Source organism: Bradyrhizobium sp. DOA1 (assembly GCF_001593325.1).
In the GTDB taxonomy this organism is placed as follows: domain Bacteria; phylum Pseudomonadota; class Alphaproteobacteria; order Rhizobiales; family Xanthobacteraceae; genus Bradyrhizobium.
On sequence record NZ_JXJM01000001.1, the window covers coordinates 6,815,417 to 6,835,554 of the forward strand.

Here is a 20,138-nt window from a genome sequence, read left to right on the forward strand (position 1 = left end):
ATCGACACCGGCCCGCCGCCGCCGGCCGGCATCAGCCACGACGCGCATGCCGGCTGCCTGTCGTTCGAGCTGTCCTCCGGCATCAGCCGCATCGTCACCAATTGCGGCATGCCGACCACGGGCCGCGACAATTGGCGACCGTTCGCGCGCGGCACCGCGGCGCATTCGACGCTGACCTATCACGAGACCTCCTCGTGCCAGTTCGTGGAGATGTCGGCGATGAAGCGCTTGTTGCACGGCGCGCCCGTCACCAGCGGTCCCGTCGAGGTCGAGAGCTATCGCGAAATCGTGCAGAACGGCACGCTGCTGACGACCTCCCATGACGGCTATCTCTCGAAGTTCGGCGCGATCCATCGCCGCGTGCTGATGATCGCCAACGACGGCGCGCGCATCGACGGGGAGGATACGCTGTCGCCGCCGCAGGGCGGGCGCTTCAAGGGCGCGGATGCCGATTTCGCGCTGCGCTTCCATCTGCATCCGGCGGTGAAGGCGAGCCGGCTGTCGGATGCCCGCGGTGTCATGTTGGTGCTGCCGAACCGCGACGTCTGGACCTTCGAAGCCTTGGACGACAAGGTCGACCTCGAGGACAGCGTATTCCTGGCCGGCAATGACGGGCCGCGCCGCACCGCTCAGATCGTGATCCGGCAGGACGCGCGGCAGGCGCCCTCGATCCGCTGGAGCTTCGTGCGGTCCACGGCCTCACCGGCCGTCACCAATGCCCGGCGAAATGCGCGGCGGGAGCCGGAACTGCCGCTGTAAACGCACGTCCGCCAGTCCTGTCCGGCGTTGTGAAACCGGCCGAAAGCTGCTATCGAGCACGCGCTCGCGCGACTGGCGACCTTGGATGGAGCACCATCGGGAAGCGCGACACATATCCGCCGCGCGCCTGGGCATAGACACTCCCTTACCAGAGGATCTTGCTCATGACTGACCATCCCCGCCGCGTCACCCGCGCCCTGCTTTCCGTTTCCGACAAGACCGGCCTGATCGAGTTCGCCAAGGCACTGGCCGCACATGATGTCGAGCTGGTCTCGACCGGCGGCACTGCGAAAGCGATCGCTGCGGTGGGCCTCAAGGTGAAGGACGTCTCCGACCTCACCGGCTTCCCCGAGATGATGGACGGCCGCGTCAAGACGCTGCATCCCAAGGTGCATGGCGGGCTGCTCGCGATCCGCGACAACAAGGAGCATGCCGAGGCGATGAAGGCGCACGGCATCGCACCGATCGACCTGCTCGTCGTCAACCTCTATCCGTTCGAGGCGACCGTCGACAAAGGCGCCGGCTTCGAGGACTGCATCGAGAACATCGACATCGGCGGCCCCGCGATGATCCGCGCCGCCGCCAAGAACCATGACGACGTCGCTGTTGTGGTCGAGGCAAAGGATTACAAGGCCGTGCTCGACGAGCTCGCCGCCAACCAGGGCGCGACCACGCTGAAGCTACGCCGGCGGCTTGCTGCGAAGGCCTATGCGCGCACCGCGGCCTATGACGCCGCGATCTCGAACTGGTTCAACCGCCAACTCGAGATCGACGCGCCGGACTTCCGCGCCTTCGGCGGCCGACTGATCCAGTCGCTGCGGTACGGTGAGAACCCGCACCAGACCGCGGCGTTCTATGCGACGCCGGACAAGCGCCCGGGCGTCTCCACCGCGCGGCAGCTGCAGGGCAAGGAGCTTTCCTACAACAACATCAACGACACCGACGCGGCCTATGAATGCATCGGCGAGTTCGATGCCACGCGCACCGCAGCCTGCGTCATCGTCAAGCACGCGAATCCCTGCGGCGTGGCAGAGGGCGCAAACCTCGTCGACGCCTATCGCAAGGCGCTCGCCTGCGATTCCACCTCCGCCTTCGGCGGGATCATCGCGATGAACCGCCCGCTCGACGCCGACACCGCGCGCGAGATCACGAAGATCTTCACCGAGGTGATCATCGCACCGGACGCCAGCGAAGAGGCCATCTCCATCATCGGCGGCAAGAAGAACCTGCGCCTGCTGCTCGCCGGCAGCCTGCCCGATCCGCGCGCGCCCGGTTTCACCGCCAAGACCGTCGCCGGCGGCCTGCTGGTGCAGAGCCGCGACAATGCCGTGGTCGACGACATGACCTTCAAGGTCGTGACCAAGCGCTCGCCCACGGATGCCGAGATGCGCGACCTGAAGTTTGCGTTCCGGGTGGCCAAGCACGTCAAGTCCAACACCATCATCTACGCCAAGGATCTCGCCACGGTCGGCATCGGCGCGGGCCAGATGAGCCGGGTCGACTCAGCGCGTATCGCGGCGCGCAAGGCACAGGATGCGGCGGGTGAGCTGAAGCTCGCCGAGCCGCTGACCAAGGGCTCTGTCGTGGCGTCAGATGCGTTCTTCCCCTTTGCCGACGGCATGCTCGCCTGCATCGAGGCCGGCGCGACCGCCGTGGTCCAGCCCGGCGGCTCGATGCGCGATGATGAGGTGATCAAGGCTGCCGACGAGCACGGCATCGCCATGGTGTTCACCGGAACGCGGCACTTCAGGCATTAGAGCATGGTGCACTGAACTTTCAACGAGTCGTCCCGTCCGTCGCGCGCAATTGCGCGCTAGGCCGGGACGACGGCGGAGTTTGGCGCAACAGCGGAGGTCTATTCTCCCCGCACCCGCATCAACAGCCCCAATCCTGCGACGAAGAACACCACCAGCACGGCCATGCCGGCTTTCTGGCTCGCCGTTGCCGCAGTGATCATGCCGATCAGCAGCGGGCCGATGAAGGACGTCACCTTCCCGGTTAAGGCGAACAGGCCAAAGTACTGCGCGATGCGGTCCTTCGGTGCCAGACGGATCAACAGCGTGCGAGAGGCGGCTTGCAATGGGCCGCCGGCCGCGCCGATCAGGCAGCCCAGCACCAGATAGGCGCGCTCCGCGGCGCTCGAGAACAGGCCTGCACCCGGCTGCGGCGGCGCGACCTTGACGAACAGCACGCTGTCCTTGTCGACCAGCAGGATCGCCGCCACCGACAGCAGCAGGATCAGCAGGCTACCGGCGATCACACGCCGCGGCCCGAGACGGTCGTCGATCTTGCCGCCGAGCCAGGCGCCGAACGCGCCGGCGATCGCGAGCATGATGCCGAACGTGCCGATCTGGATCGTGTGCCAGCCGAACGTGCCGGCAGCATAGATGCCGCCGAAGGCAAACAGCGACACCAGCCCGTCGGTGTAGATCATGTTGGCGAGCAGGAACGCCGCAAGCGACTTCTGCTTCGGCAGGCTCCTGATCGATTGCTTCAGCTCGGCCAGCCCTTCGCGCAGGGCCTTGCCCAGCGGACGCTTGGCCGGATAGTCGGGCGTGAACAGGAACATCGGTGTCACGAAGATGATGAACCAGAGCGCGGTCAACGGCCCCGCGGCACGATCGCCCTGACGCGTGATGGGATCGAGCCCGAACAGCGGCGTGAAGCCGAGCAGCGTGCGGCCGGTCTCGGGATTGGCGGCGAGCAGGCCGAGCACGATGATCAGGCTGACGATGCCGCCGATGTAACCCGTGGCCCAGCCGGTACCGGAGAGACGGCCGATCCGTTCCGGCGGGACCAGGGTCGGCATCATCGCGTTGTTGAAGAGCGTGGCGAACTCCGCACCGACGCTGGCGAGCGCAACTGCGGTGAGCACCAGCGGAATGACGGCGGCATCGCCGGGCTTGCCGATCCACAGCGTGCATGACGCCAGCACCAGCACGGCGCCGAAACCCGCGATCCACGGTTTCCTGCGACCCGAAGCGTCCGCGATGGCGCCGAGCACAGGCGACAACAGAGCGATTGCAAGGCCCGCGGCCGCCATCGCAAAGCCCCACAAGGATTGACCGGTCGCGGGATTTGGCGCGATGGCTGTCGCGAAATAGGGCGCGAACACGAAGGTCGTGATCAGCGTGAAATATGGCTGCGCGGCCCAATCGAAGAAGATCCAGCTGACGACGGCGGCGCGCGGCGGATAGGTCCGCGCCACGCCGGCCATGCGCGCATCCGGGGCGATCGTCGTCATCACGCAGTCCTCATCACGAACAGTTTTGCCTCTCTCGGAGCAAACCGTATAGCATTGCCGTGACGGGTGTGAACTGCCCCAAGGGACTGCCTGAAAGGCACGGCGGAAATTTTGAAATGTCGTCATATTCGACACGGCGGACATTGTTGGCCGTCATCGCTACGCTGGCGCTCGCCCTCGTGCCCGCGACGGCCCAGGATGCACGGCGGGGCTATGTCCCGCCCGCGCGCGACGCAGTGCGTGCCGTCGCCGCCGAGCACGGCATGGTGGTGGCGCAGGAGAAGATTTCCGCGCAGGTCGGCGCCGACATCCTGCGGCGCGGCGGCAATGCCGTCGATGCTGCGGTCGCCACCGGCCTTGCGATGGCCGTGACCTATCCGCGAGCCGGCAATATCGGCGGCGGCGGCTTCATGGTGATCCATTCCGCCGATCGCAATGAAGACATCACGATCGACTATCGCGAGACCGCGCCGGCTGCGACCACGCCGCAAATTTTCCTCGGACCCGACGGCAAGCCTGACATGACGAAGTCGCGGGATTCCGCGCTCGGCATCGGCGTGCCCGGCACCGTCGCAGGTCTCGCGCTCGCACTGGAGAAATACGGATCGGGCCAGTTCACGCTGGCACAGCTGGTCGAGCCTGCGATCGCGCTCGCGCGCGACGGCTTCATCGTCAGCGACGACATGGCCGACACGCTGCCGAGCTGGCACCGGCGGCTGGCGCGCTGGCCGTCCTCGGCCAAAATCTTCTCACGCCCCGACGGCACGCCGTTTGGCCAAGGTGACAGGCTGGTGCAAGCCGATCTCGCCGCAACGCTGTCGGCCGTCGCCGCACAGGGGCCGCGCGGCTTCTACGAGGGACCGGTTGCGGAAAAGCTCGCCAAGGCCGTGACTGACGCCGGCGGCATCATGACCCCGGCCGACCTGAAATCCTATCAGGCGGTGATCCGTGCACCGGTGCGCGGCACCTATCGCGGCTACGACATCGTGTCGATGCCGCTGCCCTCGTCCGGCGGCGTGGTGCTGGTGGAGACGCTCAACATCCTCGAAGGCTTTCAGCTCGCCGATCTCAAGCAGGGATCGGCGGCCTCGCTACATCTTTTGATCGAGGCCATGAAGCGCGCCTATGCGGACCGCGCGCGCTATCTCGGCGATCCCGCCTTCGTCAATGCACCAATCGAGACGCTGACCGCGAAGAACTATGCCGCCAAGCTGCGCGCAGGCATCTCCACCGATCGCGCCACGCCGTCGAAGGAGCTCGTATCTGCCGCCACCACGCCGCGCGAAGGCAGCAACACCACGCATTTCTCCGTCGTCGACGGCCGCGGCAATGCCGTCAGCAACACCTACACATTGAACTTCAGCTATGGCGTCGGCCTCGTCGCGGACGGCACCGGCGTTCTGCTCAACAACGAGCTCGACGATTTCACAGCGGCGGTCGGCGCGTCCAACGCCTACGGCCTCGTCGGCTTCGAGGCCAACCTGCCCGGACCCGGAAAACGCCCGCTGTCCTCGATGTCGCCGACCATCGTGCTGCGGGACGGCAAGCCGGTGCTGGTGACGGGCTCGCCCGGTGGGAGCCGCATCATCTCGACCGTGCTGCAGGTGATCGTGAACGTCCTCGACTACAGGATGGACGTCGCCGCCGCCGTTACGACGCCGCGGCTGCATCACCAATGGCTACCGGACGAGGTGCGGGTCGAGAACGGTTTTCCCAGCGACGTGCTGGGTGAGCTGAAGGCGATGGGTCACATCATCGTCGAGCCGATGGGGCAGACCTCGGCCAATTCGATCCTCGTGACGTCTAACGGGCCGCTCGGCGCGGCCGATCCCCGGACGCGCGGCGCGGAGGCCGCGGGGCAATAGCCTCCTTAGTTTGCATGGCACGGGAGCGCGGGCACGCTAGCTCTCGCCGCCACGCGTGCTACCAACGCCCGCATAAGAAACTGCCGGAAAAACACATGACCACAGCCGACCCGAACCAGCGCATCGAGCGCGCGGAGATCGAGGACACCAGTCTTCTCGCATTCTATCGCGACATGAACATGCCGGAGCGCCGGACGTTCTGGGCCTGCGCGGCGGGCTGGGCGCTCGACGGCATGGATTTCATGATCTACCCGCTGGTGATCGGCACGATCATCGCGCTGTGGAAGGTCGATGCCGCCTCAGCCGGCCTCGCCGGCACCGTGACGCTGCTGGCCTCGGCAATCGGCGGCTGGCTCGGCGGCTATCTCTCCGACCATATCGGGCGGGTCCGGACGCTGCAGATCACCATCATCTGGTTCTCGTTCTTCTCGCTGGTCTGCGCAGTCGTGCAGAATTTCGACCAGCTCCTGATTGCGCGCGCCCTGCTCGGCCTCGGCTTTGGCGGCGAATGGGCTGCCGGCGCGGTCTTGATGGGCGAGGCGATCCGCCCGCAATATCGTGGGCGCGCCGTCGGCTCGGTGCAGTCGGGCTGGGCGGTCGGCTGGGGTCTCGCGGTGCTGTCGCAGGCGATCCTGTTCTCGGCCCTGCCGGCGGAATCGGCGTGGCGCTGGATGTTCGTGATCGGCGCATTGCCGGCATTGCTCGTATTCTACATCCGCCGCTCGGTCACCGAGCCGGAGATCTCCGCCCAGGCCCGCGCCAGGCAGGCCGCGAGCGGCGATCGTCCGGCGCTTTGGGAGATCTTCTCCGGCCCGATCCTGAAGACAACGATCCTGGCATCGCTGATGGCGACGGGCTGCCAGGGCGGCTATTACGCGGTCACGTTTTGGGTGCCGCAGTTCCTGACCAAGGAGCGGCACCTGTCGATCGTCGGCTCGACCGGCTATCTCGCGACGCTGATCATCGGCTCCTTCATCGGCTATCTCGTCGGCGCCTGGCTCGCCGACCGGATCGGCCGCCGCAATCTGTTCCTGATCTTCTCGATCGGCGCCATGGCGGTGGTGCTGCTGTACACGCAGCTGCCGCTCACCAACGAAATCCTTTGGGTGCTGGGCTTCCCGCTCGGCTTCTTCGCTTCGGGCTATTTCTCGGGGATCGGCGCCTTCCTGACCGAGCTCTATCCGACGCGGCTGCGCGGCTCGGGCCAGGGCTTCTGCTACAATTTCGGCCGCGGCATCGGCGCGCTGTTTCCGTTCCTGGTCGGCGCGCTGTCGGCGACGACGTCGCTCGCAAACGCCATCGCGATCTTCGCCGTGGTGGCTTACGCCGTGTTCTTCATCGCAGCCTTCGCCCTGCCAGAGACACGCGGACGCGTGCTGCACGCGGACTGACTCACCGTCCCACCTGATACGGCCCGCCCTTTTCGAGCGCTCTGGCATAGGCCGGGCGCGCGTGGATGCGCTCAAGAAATGCCATTGCCTTGGGATGGCCCTGCTCCAGCCCGCCGCGGGCCTGGGCTGCTTCCAGCGGAAAGCTCATCTGGATGTCGGCGGCGGTAAACTCGTTGCCGGCGAACCACGCGCTCTTCGCAAGCTCGCCTTCCCAATAGTCCATGTGCTGCTTGAGCTGCGGATTGACCAACGCCGTGAGAGCTTGGTTGCAGACCTTGCGCACCAGCGGCCGGAGCAGTGCGGGCGCCCGCTTCGGCATCAGTGTGAACAGCAGCTTGAGGAGCAGCGGCTGCATCGCCGAACCTTCCGCATAGTGCAGCCAATAGGTGTAGCGCAGCCGCTCCGGCGTGTTTTGCGGCGGGATCAGCCGGCCGTTGCCGTAGGTTGCGATGAGATATTCGATGATCGCGCCCGACTCGGCGATGGTGTTGCCGTTGTCGGTGATCACGGGCGACTTGCCGAGCGGGTGGATCGCGCGCAGCTCCCTCGGCGCGCGCATGTCCGCCTGGCGCTGATAGCGCACGATCTCATAGGGCACGCCCAACTCTTCGAGCAGCCACAGCACGCGCTGCGAGCGGGAATTGTTGAGGTGATGAACGGTCAGCATCGGTAGATCCCCAGATAGGCTTGGTCAGCCGCGCGTTGGTGCCAGCCCGGGAACGCAATGTCGAGCCGTCGGTGCGGATATTTTCACCCGGGTATATTGACGGGCAGAATTCATCCGGGTATTAATGACTTCCAGCATCAAAATATGGCAATGATTTCAATGCATAGAACATTCACCGCCTTCCAGGGACAGCGTCGGCTCGTGTCCGGGGCAGCCGGCGAAGTCGCACTGATCGTCAAGCGGGTGGCGCCACGATCGGACGAGGCCATCATCATCTTCGAGGACGCCACGGGTCGATCGATCGACTTCGATCTGCGCGGCGGCGATCGCGAGGTGCTGGCGCGCGTGGCTGCGCTTGTCCCGCCCCCGGTTGAAGAGAGCACGCTGCCGAGTGAGCCGCGCGGCCGCGGCCGGCCGAAGCTCGGCGTGGTCGCGCGTGAGGTGACCTTGCTGCCGCGGCATTGGGAGTGGCTCAACGCCCAGGCCGGCGGCGCCTCGGTGGCGCTGCGCAAGCTGGTCGATGAAGCCAGGCGCGCGAGCGGCGACAAGGACCGCGAGCGGCAGGCGCGCGATGCGGCCTATCACTTCATGTCGACCATGGCCGGCAATCTGCCGCAGTTCGAGGAAGCCTCGCGGGCGCTGTTCGCAGACGACAGGCGGCGCTTCACCGGACTGATCGCGGACTGGCCGACCGACATCCGCGATCACATCGTCAAGCTCGCCTACAGCGACCGCGCCTAGGCGCGTCTTCCAAATCTCCATCGACGGCCCAAGCCGCGCATTGCGCGGCAACGGCTTCGCACGCTCCGATGAAAGGCGAATCCCATGTCCCCCACGCCGCCACTCTGGACGACATTCCTCCGTTTCCTCGCACCGTTGATGCTGGGCAACGCGCTGCAATCGCTGTTCGGCACAGTCAGCAACGTCTATCTCGGGCAGATGATCGGCGTCGAGGCGCTCGCCGCGGTCTCGGCCTTCTTCCCGGTAATGTTCTTCTTGTTTGCCTTCGTCATCGGCCTTAGCACCGGCGCCACGGTGCTGATCGGCCAGGCTTTCGGTGCAGGTGAGCATGACAGGATCAAGCTCGTCGTCGGCACGACGGTGGCGATCGGCCTGGTGCTCTCGATTGCGATTGCACTGATCGGCGGCATCTTCAGCCACCCATTGATGATGGCGCTCGCGACGCCCGCCGACATCCTCGACCAGGCCAGCGCCTATGCGCGCATCATGCTGCTGACTATGCCGCTCGGCTTCGTCTTCCTGCTGATGACGGCGATGATCCGGGGCGTCGGCGACACCGTGACGCCGCTGCTGGCACTGGCATTGTCGACCGCGATCGGCCTGATCCTGACGCCGCTGCTGATCCGCGGCTCTTTCGGATTGCCGGCGGCTGGCATCACCAGCCCTGCCTGGGCAGCTGCGATCGCCAACGCCGTGACGTTGATCGTGCTGGCCCTCTACTTGCTGCGGAAAAGGCATGCATTGGCGCCTGACGCAGCACTGCTGCGTCAGCTGCGGCTCAATGGGACCGTGCTCGGAAAGATTCTCGGCATCGGGTTGCCGAGCGCCATCGGCATGGTGGTGATGGCGATTGCCGAACTGGTGCTGCTGGGGCTCGTCAACGGCTTCGGCTCGAACGCCACGGCCGCTTACGGCGCCGTCAATCAGGTGATGGGCTACACGCAGTTCACGGCGATGTCGATTTCAATCGCGGTCTCGATCCTTGGTGCGCAGGCGATCGGCGGTGGCGACCGGGCGCGGCTCGACGGCATCGTTCGCGCCGGCATCGCGTTCAACCTGGTGCTGACCGGCGGGCTGGTGGCGCTGATCTATCTGGCCCCTCGCGCCGTGCTCGGCATCTTCATCACCGACGGCACCGTGCTCGATCTAGCGAAGGACCTGCTTTACATCGCCTTGTGGAGCTCGGTGCCGTTCGGCCTCGCCACCGTGTTCTCTGGCGCCATGCGCGCCGCAGGCGTCGCCTTGACGCCGATGCTGCTGTCGATCGTCGCCATCGTCGCGATCGAGCTGCCGGCGGCGATATTCCTGAGCCGCACGGTCGGCCTGGAAGGTGTATGGGCGGCCTATCCGATCGTGTTCTGCGCCATGTTCGTTTTGCAGATGGGCTATTACCTCCTGGTGTGGCGCAAGCAGACGATCCGGCGCTTGATCTGACCGTCAGAGTATTATGACCGTCATTAAACGGTGGACCTATGACGCGCGCTGCGCCACAATAAGTGAAAAGCGCCGCAAGGGAGATCCAACTTGACCCGCACCGCCCCGCAATTCCTGTTCGATTTCGGCAGCCCGAATGCCTATCTCAGCCATCTGGCGATCCCGGCAATCGAGCAGCGCATCGGCGTCAAGTTCGACTATGTGCCGATCCTGCTCGGCGGCATCTTCAAATCCACCAACAACAAGTCGCCGGCCGAGTCGCTCGCCGGCATCAAGAACAAGCGCGAATTCCAGCAGATCGAGACCGAGCGCTTCATCAAACGCTTCAAGGTTCAGCCCTATGTCTGGAACCCGCACTTCCCGGTCAACACGCTGAACCTGATGCGCACGGCAGTCGCTGCGCAGCTCGAGGGCGTGTTCGAGACATACGTCGAGGCCGCCTTCCATCACATGTGGCGCGAGCCGAAGAAGATGAACGATCCCGAGATCGCGGCAAAGGCGCTGGCCTCCTCCGGACTCGATGCACAAAAGCTGTTCGCCCGCGCGCAGGAACCAGAGGTGAAGGGCAAGCTGATCAAGAACACAGAGGAGGCGGTGGCCCGCGGCGCCTTCGGCTCGCCGACCTTCTTCGTTGGCGACGAGATATTCTTCGGCAAGGAGCAATTGCGCGACGTCGAGGAAATGGTGTCGGGAAAGTGAAGCGCGCGAATGGCGGGTAACGAATAGCGAGTGGAAATCGGGCTTACTATTCGCTACTCCCAATTCGCCATTCGCCAAGAATAGAACGGAGTTCTTTCATGCGTATCCTCGTGGTCGGCGCCGGTGCCATCGGCGGCTATTTTGGTGGCAGGCTGTTGCAGGCCGGCCGCGACGTCACCTTCCTGGTCCGGCCGCGACGCGCCGGCGAGCTCGCGAGCGCCGGCCTCGTCATCAAAAGCCCGAACGGCGATGTGACCTTGAAGAATCCGCCGACGGTTCAGGCCGACGCGATCAAGGACAAGTTCGACGTCGTGCTGCTCAGCTGCAAGGCGTTCGACCTCGACGACGCCATCAAATCGTTCGCAGCCGCGGTCGGGCCAAACACCGCGATCATCCCGATGCTGAACGGCATGAAGCATCTCGATACGCTAGACGCCAAATTCGGCAAGGAGCGCGTGCTCGGCGGGCTCTGCGCCATCGCCGCGACACTGAACGAGCAGCGCGAGGTGGTGCAGCTGCAACCGATGCAGTCGATCAATTACGGCGAGCGCGACGGCAAGCTGTCGGACCGCGTCAAGGCCATCGACGAGGCCTTTAAGAGCGGGATCAATGGCGCCACCGCCAGCCAGAACATCATGCAGGACATGTGGGAGAAATGGGTCTTCCTGTCCTCGCTCGCGGCCAGCACCAGCCTGATGCGTACCTCGGTCGGCAACATCCTCGCGGCGCCCGGCGGTCGGGATTTCCTGCTCGGCATGCTGGACGAGACCAGCGCGGTCGCGGCTGCGTCGGGATATCCGCCAGGCGGGCCGTTCTTCGAGCGGGTGAAGGGCAATCTGACCGCCGAGGGCTCGCCGATGACGGCGTCGATGTTCCGCGACATCAAAGCGGGCCTACCGGTCGAAGCCGATCACGTCATCGGCGATCTCATCGCACGTGCGGACGCGGCCAAGGTGCCGGTGCCGAAGCTGCGCATCGCCTATACGCATCTGAAGGCGTATGAGAAGCAGCGGATGGGGTAGAGGCCAGCTACACTCTCAGCTGTCGTCCCGGGGCGCGCACAGCACGGCGCGCCTACTTCAGATGCGCGAGATAGTGCGAGACGGCGGTGATTTCCTCCTCGCTCATGTGATAGGCGACATCGGCCATCGCGGCGACGCCGCCGCCGACGCGCTGGCCGGCCTTGTAGTCGCGCAGCGCCTTGACAAGGTATTCCTCGCGCTGGCCCGCGAGCCGTGCAACCGCCTTGGTGCCGGCATAATTGTCCAAATGGCATGACGCGCATCGGCGGCCGGCGGCAACCTGCGCGCCTTTCTTCGACAGATCAGGATCGTTGTCCTCTGAACTCTTCGGCGGCGCCAACGAGGCGAAGTAGGCCCCGAAGCTGCGGATGTCGTCGTTGGTGATCCCTTCGACGATCGGCTGCATCTGGTCGTTCTTGCGCGAGCCGGCGCGAAAGAACACGAGCTGCCATTGCAGGAATTGATCGGGCTGGCCGGCCAGCGATGGAATGTTCTCGGTCTGCGAGACGCCGTTCTCGCCGTGACAGCCGGAGCAGACGGAAGCCTTTTCCTTGATCGCGGCATTGTCGGCGGCCGTAGCAGCCGGCGCAAGCAGGAGCACCGCAGACAGAATTCCAAACCGAACGACCCGCATGGCTCAATCTCTCCGACCGTCATCGCCGGCTTGACCCGCCTGCGAGGCCGAAGCCTCTTCGGCGGGGCGTCGGCCCGGCAATCCATCCATTTTACAAAAGAGTTTCTCGTTTGATGGATGCCCGGATCAAGTCCGGGCATGACGAACGTGTTCCATCGCAAGCCTGTCACAAGCAAAAGAGGCTGCGGCCGTCGCCCGGTCGCAGCCTCTTCGTTACGTCGTGTTACTTCTTGCTGTAGCTGATGCGATAGATCGCGCCGGCCCAGTCGTCGGCAACGAGGATCGATCCGTCCTTGTCGAGCAGGATGTCGTTGGGACGACCGAGATAACCTTGGTCGCCTTCGAGCCAGCCGGAGGCGAAGACCTCCCGCTTGGGATTTTTGCCGTCGGGCCCGACGATCACGCGCACGATGCGCGCGCCCTGGTACTTGTGACGATTCCAGGAGCCGTGCTCGGCGATCAGGATGTTGTTCTTGTAATCGGCGGGGAATTGGTTGCCGGTGTAGAACTTCATGCCGAGCGGAGCGACGTGCGCGCCGAGATTCAGCACTGGCGGCGTGAACTCGGAGCATTTGTGACCCATCGCGAACTTGTCGTCTGGCAGGTTGCCCTGATGGCAATAGGGATAGCCGAAATGCTCGCCGATTCGGTTGATCATGTTCAGCTTGTCCGAGGGCAGGTCATCGCTGATCCAGTCGCGGGCATTCTCGGTGAACCAGAGCTTGCCGGTGCGTGGATCGACGTCGCCACCGACCGAGTTTCGAACGCCGAGCGCCCAGATCTCGGCGTTGCCGGTCTTGGGATCGACGCGCCTGATCTGCGACACGCTGGTCGGCGGAATGCCGATGTTGAAGGGCGGTCCGAACGGCAGGAAGAACCAGCCTTCCTTGTCGACCGCGATGTACTTCCAGCCATGCGCGGCGTAGGACGGCATGTCGTCATAGACGACCTTGCCATCGCCGAGCTTGTCGAGATTGGCTTCGGCGTTGTCGTAGCGGATCAGCTTGTCGACGGCGATGACGTAGAGCGCGCCGTCCCTGAAGGCGAGACCGGTGGGCATGTTGAGGCCCTTGAGGACGGTCTTGACCTCTTTCTTTCCGTTGTTGTCCTTGATGGCATAGACGTTGCCGAGGCCGAACGAGCCCACGAACAACGTGCCCTTATCACCCCAGGCCATCTGCCGCGCGGCCAGCACGCCGGAGGCATAGACCTCGATCTTGAAGCCCGCCGGCAGCTTGATCTTCTTGACGATGTTGGCGAGCTCGGCGTCGGAAGCGCCGGTCGGCGGGCCCGAGGGCGGCGCCAGGCCCTTCTGCGCCTCGGTCTCGTCGCCGAGGAACCAGTCGTCCGGCGGATGGGTCCAGAACTCCTTGGTGCTGGAGTCGTACTTCTTCAGCGGCTTGCTCTTGTCCTGCTGTTGCGCATGGCTGACGCTGGTGCCTGCGAAAAGGGCTACGGCTGCAAGCGCCAGGGCCGATTGAAAGACGGATCGATGGAATTTCATCGCGTCACTCCCCTAAGGCAGCCGTCAGGGCTGCGATTTCTTTTATTTTGGTAGTCGAGAGGCGAAGTTGGATATCCGTCGGGACGACGGACGCAGAAAGGTTAGCACATCCGCGCACCGTGAGAAGCGCGCCGCGTCCGCCGAAATTGGGCTCAGTAAAAATTGAGACGGAATGTCAACGGGCGAACGCCGTCACCACCAGGCTCTCGCTGCAGCGCGGAATCAAATTCGCGCGTGAATCGGTTTGGACGGCATGGGGCTCCAAACCAAAATGCGAAAACAACCCCATGCACAGTAGAACGGCTCTGACCGGGTCGCGCGCGGCAACGCCGGGCAGGCATTTGATGCATTGAGCAAAATGACCGGAGTGGCGCTTAACGAGCGACGGGGTAGGGCCCGTCGTCGAATGTCGTGTCGTGATAGCCTTTGGAGCCGACCTCGCGCGCCAGGGTGCTGCGGAAATCACGGCCGCCGCGAAGGCAAGTCAGCACATGCGCGAAGTCGAATTCGGGGCGCCAGCCCAGCTCGCGCCGCGCCCGTTCATTGACATAGACACGGTCGAGCGCGGGGAAGAGGCGCCAGCCGTGCGCCGCATAGAGCTGCGCGCAATCCGGATAGAGCTCGCGGACGACGCCGGCGGCATCGCGCGCGAGCGCCGCCAGATGGCGCTGCTCGAACGGGCTCGTGGCCGAGACGATGTACCGGGCGAACCCGATTCCGGGCGCGCGCTCGGCGGCGAGCAGATGGGCGCTCACCGCGTCTGCGATGTCCAGCCGGCGATAGAGCAGCTCGTTGGCCTGCGCATTGTCCAGCGTGTAAGCGGACCGCATCACGGGATCATCGTCATCCTCGGGAAAGAAGCGCGAGGTCCGCAGCACGATGACCGGCAAGGCGCGCTCGCGAAAGAACAGCTCGCAGAGCGTCTCGGCCATCAGCTTGGTCGTGCCGTAAATGTTCTTCGGCACCGGCGGCAGCTCTTCGGTGACCCACACCGCGGCCTGTCCCGCCTCGGGACGAAGCTGCGAGCCGAACGCACTCGTCGTGCTGGTGAAAACGAAGCTCCTCACGCCGGCGGAAGCCGCAGCCTCGAGCAGATTGAGCGTCCCCGAAACGTTGGTGTCGACGAAATCCTGCTTGGTATGGGTCGCCACATGCGGCTTGTGCAGCGTCGCGGTGTGGATCACGGCCGTGACGCCCTCCATCTGGCGCCGCACGAAACCGGGATCGACGATCGAGCCGACGGCGTCGGTGAAGGGCGAGGCCTTCAGATCGACCCCGCGGACCGGCGACCCGCGACCACGCAGGGTGCGGATGATGGCTTCACCGAGATGGCCGGCGCTGCCGGTGACCAGGATTGTCATTGCAGACCCAGTAGAGAAGACGCGACCCAGCCGCCAGCGGCGTGGAAAACCACAGACCGACCCGGTTTGGCTGGATGCTCTGGGAAAAATTGGAGCGGGCGAAGGGGCTCGAACCCTCGACCCCGACCTTGGCAAGGTCGTGCTCTACCACTGAGCTACACCCGCATCCTGTGTCGGTCGCGTGACGCGCCGGCACCGGCTGTCGTATGCCAAAAGCGGGAGGGGAATGCAACAGCTACCGGCAGCATCAATTCGCATTCGGAGGCTCCATATAGACCCTGAATGCGACCAAATCGCCCGAAACGGCCCCGGAACAGGCGAATCGACCCTGATGGATTGAAATTCGGCCCATTCGGCCCAATTTAGGAGCCGATACCAAGCATAGGCGGCGGCGACGTGCTAAAGAGCCGCCATTCCAGACATGACGAGGGGATCCCGTGACGATCATCGACCAGGGTAACGGAGCAGCGGGCCCGGCCGCCGCCGATCTGATCAAGGACACCACCACCCAGTCCTTCATGAAGGACGTCATCGAGGAATCGAAGCGCCAGCCGGTGCTGATCGACTTCTGGGCGGAATGGTGCGGACCCTGCAAGCAGCTCACCCCGATCCTTGAAAAGGCGGTCAAGGCCGCCAAGGGCAAGGTCAAGCTGGTCAAGATGAACATCGACCAGCACCCGGCGATCCCGGGCCAGATGGGCATCCAGTCGATTCCCGCCGTGATCGCCTTCGTCAACGGCCAGCCGGCCGACGGCTTCATGGGCGCGGTGCCGGAGAGCCAGCTCAATGCATTCATCGAAAAGCTCACCAAGGGCGTGACCGCGCCGGGCGAGCCCAACCTCGCCGAGATCCTGCAAGAGGCCGAGGCGGTGCTCGCCGAGGGCGATCCGGCTGCGGCCGCGCAGATCTATGCCGAGGTGCTCCAGCACGATTCGACCAACATCGCGGCGCTGGCGGGCCTTGCGAAGTGCTATGCCGTCTCCGGCGCGATGGAGCAGGCCAAGAAGACGCTGGCCATGGTGCCGGAATCCAAGCGCAACGATCCCGCGGTGAAAGCCGTGCAGACCGCGATCGACCTCTCCGAGCAAGCGGAGGCGCTGGGACCGGTGGCCGAACTGGAACAGAAAGTCGCCGCAAACCCGCTCGATCATCAGGCCCGATTCGACCTTGCCACCGCGCTCAACGCGCAAGGCAACCGCGCCGCAGCCACCGAGCAGCTGCTCGAGATCGTCAAGCGCGACCGCAAGTGGAACGACGATGGCGCCCGCAAGCAGCTGGTGCAGTTCTTCGAAGCCTGGGGCGGCACCGATGATGCAACCGTCGAGGGCCGCAAGCGTTTGTCGACGATCCTGTTTTCGTAAGGCCCTCTTTTGAGCATGATCTGTTCGGAAGATCGCTTCAGACCTTTCGGGATCTTGCGCTAGCAAAGCCAGGGGGACCGGGCTGATGCCGATCAACATCGAATATCGCGGGCCCGCCGACCTGCCGGAGATCATTCCGGTGTTTCCGCTGCCGGGCGCGCTGCTGCTGCCCCGCGGCCAGATGCCGCTCAACATCTTCGAGCCGCGCTATCTGTCGATGGTCGACGATTCCTTCCGCGATGGCCATCGCCTGATCGGCATGATCCAGCCGGATGTGGCGCACTCGCCGAAGAATTCCGACAAGCCGGCGCTGTTCCGCGTCGGCTGCGTCGGCCGCATCACCCAGCTCGCCGAATCCGGCGACGGCCGCTACATCCTCGAGCTCACCGGCGTCTCGCGCTTCAAGGTGGTCGAGGAGCTCGAGGTCCTCACCGCTTACCGGCAATGCAAGGTGGATTTCTTCGCCTTTGTCGACGATTTCACTGCGCGCATGGGCGAAGACCAGGTCGACCGCGAGGCGCTGCTGGCGGTGCTGGCGGACTTCTTGAAAGCCAACAATCTCAAGGTCGACTGGGAGGGCGTCGAGAGTGCCCCCAACGAGGCGCTGGTCAACGCGCTGGCGATGATGTCGCCCTATGGTCCCGCCGAGAAGCAGGCCATGCTGGAAGCGCCCGACTTAAAGACCCGCGCCGAGATCCTGATCGCGGTCACCGAGATGGATCTCGCCAAGAAACGCACCAGCGGCGATCCGCCGCTGCAGTAAATGTTCAAGCAGCACACACTTCGGCTTCAGCCTTCCGCTGCGCGCGTTGCGCGATACTGGAGGCCTGCATGGGCCGACTGAAATAGTAGCCCTGCGCCTCGACGCAGCCCTCTTCGCGCAAAATGGCCAGCTGCTCGGCGGTTTCCACGCCTTCGGCGGTCGTTATCTTGCCGAGGCTGACGGCGAAGGCCACCACGGCACGGGCGATCCGACGCGCCTCTTCCTTTTTGCTGGCGAGCTCACTGACGAAGCTGCGGTCGATCTTGACCTTGTCGAACGGAAATTTCTGCAAGAAGCTCAGCGACGAATAGCCCGTGCCGAAATCGTCGAGGGCAATCCGCACACCGAGCTCGCGCAGCTGTCCGAGCGCTGCGAACACCGCTTCGCTGTCATGCATGATGACCGTCTCGGTGACCTCGAGTTCGAGCCTGTGCGGCTCGATCCCTGACGTCGCCAGGGCGCCGACAATGATGGAGACGAGGTCCTTGCTCCTGAATTGAGCGGGAGACAGGTTGATCGCGATGGTCAGATCGGACGGCCACTTGGCGGCCTCGGCGCATGCTGCCCTCAAGACCCATTCGCCGATGGGCAGGATCAAGCCGGTTTCCTCCGCGAGCGGAATGAACTCGCCGGGCAGGACCAGTCCGCGCTCGGGGTGGTGCCACCGCAATAGCGCCTCATAGCCGCCGGTTCGTCCGCCTTCGACACGAACGATCGGCTGGAAGTGAAGTTCGAATTCCCCTCGCGCCAGCGCTGTGCGCATATCCTTTTCCAGGTTGCGGCGGACATGCATGAGCTGGTCCAGCTCCGGCTCGAAGAAGCGGAATGCGCCGCGTCCGCCGCCCTTTGCCGCATAGAGGGCGAGATCGGCGGCCTTGAGGATGACGTCGGAATCGGCGCCATCGCGGGGCGCAATGGCAATGCCGATGCTGGCTCCCACCGTGACCTGGTGATCGCCGAGGTCGAAGGGCTCGCAGAGCGCAGCCTTGATCGTCTCGGCGAGCGACGCCGCTTCCGCGATCGGATCCGTCACGTAATCCACGACGGCGAACTCGTCGCCGCCCAAACGGGCCATCAAAGTCATGTCCCTGCCGCATTCGCGCAAGCGCAACGCGACCGCGCGCAGCAGCGCGTCGCCTGCTGGATGCCCAAGCGTGTCGTTGACCTCCTTGAAGCGATCGAGATCGAGCATGAGGACCGCCAGATGGAGAGCTCCATTGCGCGTATTGGCAAGGGCCTGATCCAGACGCGCCCTCAACAGCACGCGATTCGGCAGCTCCGTCAGCGCGTCGTGCTGTGCCATATAGTTGATCTTGGCTTCGGACCGGCGCTGCTCCGTGACGTCAAGATGCGTTGCCACCCAGCCGCCGCCAGCCATCGGCTGTCTCGTCACGCAGATCAGCCGACCATCGGCGAACTCGTCGATCCGGCTCGAAACCGCATCGACTGACAGGCCGTCCAGCTTCGCGATCAGCTGTTCGGCGGCCATGTCGCTGGTGTCGCCCTTGAGCGTTCCGCTTGTGACACGATGCCTGATGATCTCGCAGTGCGACGTGCCTGCGCGCAGCAGTTGCGGCGGCAAACGATACAGATTGGCGTAGCGCTCGTTGCATATGACGAGCCGCTTCTCGGCATCGAACATGCAAAGGCCCTCGACCATGTGGTTGATCGCCGTATCCAGCCGCAGCGTCTGCTCCTGCAATTCCTGCTGCGAACCTTCGAGCTGCCGCCTTGCATCCGAAAGCTGGCTGATGATCTCCTCGAACTTGGCGGTTCTGCTGGCCAGGCGGCGATCGGCCAGCACGCCGATCAGGCTCATCCCCAACACGGACAGCGCGACACCTGCGATCGCAAGCGCGAGCACGGCCGGAGACAGCGACAGCGCGCCCGTTGCATGGGTTGGGTCGGGCGTGATCTGCACCGCACCCATCGCCGTGAAGTGGTGCGACACGATGGCAAGCGTCAGCAGCACAGCCGCCGTCAGCGTTCCGCGATAGGTCCGGTGCTTGATCGCGACGGACAGGGCGGCATAGCCGAAGCACATGCCGAGAAGGATCGAGACCAGCACGAGATCCAGCGACCAGGCGACGCGGCCCGGCACTTCCAGCGCCCACATTCCGAGATAGTGCATGCTGGCGATGCCGCCGCCGATGATGACGCCGCCTGCGCCCGCGCGCCACCGGCCGTAATCGCCGACCGCAATGGCGAAGCCGCCCGACGTCAGAAGCATAGCCGTCGTGAGCGAAAGCGCCGTCAGCACGATATCGTAGCCGGTTGTCACGCCGGGCTCGTAGGCGAGCATGGCGACGAAATGCGTCGCCCAGATTCCATATCCGATGGCAGCGCCGGCAATCGCGATCCAGATCGACCGCGTCCTTGCGCGCGCCGCGATGGCGCGATGGAAGATGCTGACCGCGACAATACTCGCGACGAAGCAGACCAGGCCAGCGAGCGGCACGAGCCGCCAATCGTGCTCGACAGTAAGGCAGGAAAAAACGCGGAACATGCAATAAAGCTCCATCGTCAATGTGGTCGATCGTGGACAGGCCAAGCGTTCTTCGCGTTAATTTCGCGCAACGCCTGATTGCATGCTTACCGGCGCCTTAACGCCGCCTGCGCAATTCAATTTTGGGAACATTTGCAGTCGAGGTCGCGACGGTGGCGCGAACAACGTCTGCCGTGATCAGCAACGT

At 64.6% G+C, this 20,138-nt stretch carries 16 protein-coding genes, 1 tRNA gene and 1 riboswitch; of the genes, 10 read left to right on the top strand and 7 right to left on the bottom strand.

The genetic code is table 11. The features are described 5' to 3' along the window. On the top strand, positions 1 to 759 hold a 759-nt coding region (locus tag SE91_RS31570; RefSeq protein WP_197489547.1), incomplete at its 5' end, for a heparinase II/III family protein. 58 nt (positions 760 to 817) lie between these two features. Next, a riboswitch (ZMP/ZTP riboswitch) is annotated at positions 818 to 899 on the top strand. 24 nt (positions 900 to 923) lie between these two features. Beyond that, positions 924 to 2,516 carry a bifunctional phosphoribosylaminoimidazolecarboxamide formyltransferase/IMP cyclohydrolase gene (gene purH / locus SE91_RS31575; RefSeq protein ID WP_061850435.1) on the top strand — a complete coding sequence of 531 codons (1,593 nt, stop codon included), beginning with the start codon at positions 924 to 926 and terminating at the stop codon, positions 2,514 to 2,516. Positions 2,517 to 2,614: 98 nt separating this feature from the next. On the opposite strand, the gene SE91_RS31580 is transcribed toward purH, so the two are convergent. After that, positions 2,615 to 4,003 carry an MFS transporter gene (locus SE91_RS31580; RefSeq protein WP_061850436.1) on the bottom strand — a complete coding sequence of 463 codons (1,389 nt, stop codon included), beginning with the start codon at positions 4,001 to 4,003 and terminating at the stop codon, positions 2,615 to 2,617. Between the two features lie 116 nt (positions 4,004 to 4,119). On the opposite strand from SE91_RS31580, the gene ggt reads away from it, so the two are divergent. Continuing rightward, complete coding sequence (ggt, locus tag SE91_RS31585) at positions 4,120 to 5,868, top strand: gamma-glutamyltransferase (RefSeq protein ID WP_061850437.1); 1,749 nt, start codon at positions 4,120 to 4,122, stop codon at positions 5,866 to 5,868. 95 nt (positions 5,869 to 5,963) lie between these two features. Beyond that, entirely contained in the window at positions 5,964 to 7,259 is a 1,296-nt protein-coding gene (locus tag SE91_RS31590; protein ID WP_060734424.1) for an MFS transporter, read from the top strand. A gap of 1 nt (position 7,260) precedes the next feature. On the opposite strand, the gene SE91_RS31595 is transcribed toward SE91_RS31590, so the two are convergent. Next, positions 7,261 to 7,926 carry a glutathione S-transferase family protein gene (locus SE91_RS31595; RefSeq protein WP_008539478.1) on the bottom strand — a complete coding sequence of 222 codons (666 nt, stop codon included), beginning with the start codon at positions 7,924 to 7,926 and terminating at the stop codon, positions 7,261 to 7,263. Positions 7,927 to 8,070: 144 nt separating this feature from the next. On the opposite strand from SE91_RS31595, the gene SE91_RS31600 reads away from it, so the two are divergent. The 4 genes from SE91_RS31600 to panE all read left to right on the top strand — a co-directional run bounded on the left by SE91_RS31600 (position 8,071) and on the right by panE (position 11,822). Beyond that, complete coding sequence (locus tag SE91_RS31600) at positions 8,071 to 8,667, top strand: DUF2239 family protein (protein ID WP_156489876.1); 597 nt, start codon at positions 8,071 to 8,073, stop codon at positions 8,665 to 8,667. Between the two features lie 84 nt (positions 8,668 to 8,751). Then, complete coding sequence (locus SE91_RS31605) at positions 8,752 to 10,101, top strand: MATE family efflux transporter (RefSeq protein ID WP_061850439.1); 1,350 nt, start codon at positions 8,752 to 8,754, stop codon at positions 10,099 to 10,101. Positions 10,102 to 10,191: 90 nt separating this feature from the next. Then, positions 10,192 to 10,800, top strand: a complete 609-nt coding sequence (locus SE91_RS31610; RefSeq protein ID WP_061850440.1) for a 2-hydroxychromene-2-carboxylate isomerase — start codon at positions 10,192 to 10,194, stop codon at positions 10,798 to 10,800. 98 nt (positions 10,801 to 10,898) lie between these two features. Further along, a complete protein-coding gene (panE, locus tag SE91_RS31615; RefSeq protein WP_061850441.1) occupies positions 10,899 to 11,822 on the top strand; it encodes a 2-dehydropantoate 2-reductase in 924 nt (307 codons plus the stop codon). A gap of 52 nt (positions 11,823 to 11,874) precedes the next feature. Here panE and SE91_RS31620 read toward each other — a convergent pair whose 3' ends face one another. From SE91_RS31620 to SE91_RS31635, 4 genes are all read right to left on the bottom strand, one after another. Continuing rightward, entirely contained in the window at positions 11,875 to 12,456 is a 582-nt protein-coding gene (locus SE91_RS31620; protein ID WP_008539487.1) for a c-type cytochrome, read from the bottom strand. A 223-nt stretch (positions 12,457 to 12,679) separates the two neighbouring features. Further along, positions 12,680 to 13,960: a PQQ-dependent sugar dehydrogenase gene (locus SE91_RS31625; RefSeq protein ID WP_061850442.1), complete on the bottom strand. Its 1,281-nt coding sequence runs from the start codon at positions 13,958 to 13,960 to the stop codon at positions 12,680 to 12,682. A 374-nt stretch (positions 13,961 to 14,334) separates the two neighbouring features. After that, on the bottom strand, positions 14,335 to 15,321 hold the full coding sequence (locus SE91_RS31630; RefSeq protein ID WP_061850443.1) for an NAD-dependent epimerase/dehydratase family protein: 987 nt from the start codon (positions 15,319 to 15,321) through the stop codon (positions 14,335 to 14,337). A 90-nt stretch (positions 15,322 to 15,411) separates the two neighbouring features. Next, positions 15,412 to 15,486, bottom strand: a tRNA-Gly gene (locus SE91_RS31635). A gap of 272 nt (positions 15,487 to 15,758) precedes the next feature. Here SE91_RS31635 and trxA point away from each other — a divergent pair. Continuing rightward, positions 15,759 to 16,682 carry a thioredoxin gene (gene trxA / locus SE91_RS31640; RefSeq protein ID WP_061850444.1) on the top strand — a complete coding sequence of 308 codons (924 nt, stop codon included), beginning with the start codon at positions 15,759 to 15,761 and terminating at the stop codon, positions 16,680 to 16,682. A gap of 85 nt (positions 16,683 to 16,767) precedes the next feature. After that, positions 16,768 to 17,445, top strand: a complete 678-nt coding sequence (locus SE91_RS31645) for an LON peptidase substrate-binding domain-containing protein (protein WP_008539506.1) — start codon at positions 16,768 to 16,770, stop codon at positions 17,443 to 17,445. Between the two features lie 4 nt (positions 17,446 to 17,449). On the opposite strand, the gene SE91_RS31650 is transcribed toward SE91_RS31645, so the two are convergent. Next, positions 17,450 to 19,951, bottom strand: coding sequence for an EAL domain-containing protein (locus SE91_RS31650; RefSeq protein WP_061851426.1), 2,502 nt, complete (start codon positions 19,949 to 19,951; stop codon positions 17,450 to 17,452). Positions 19,952 to 20,138: the final 187 nt, after the last annotated feature.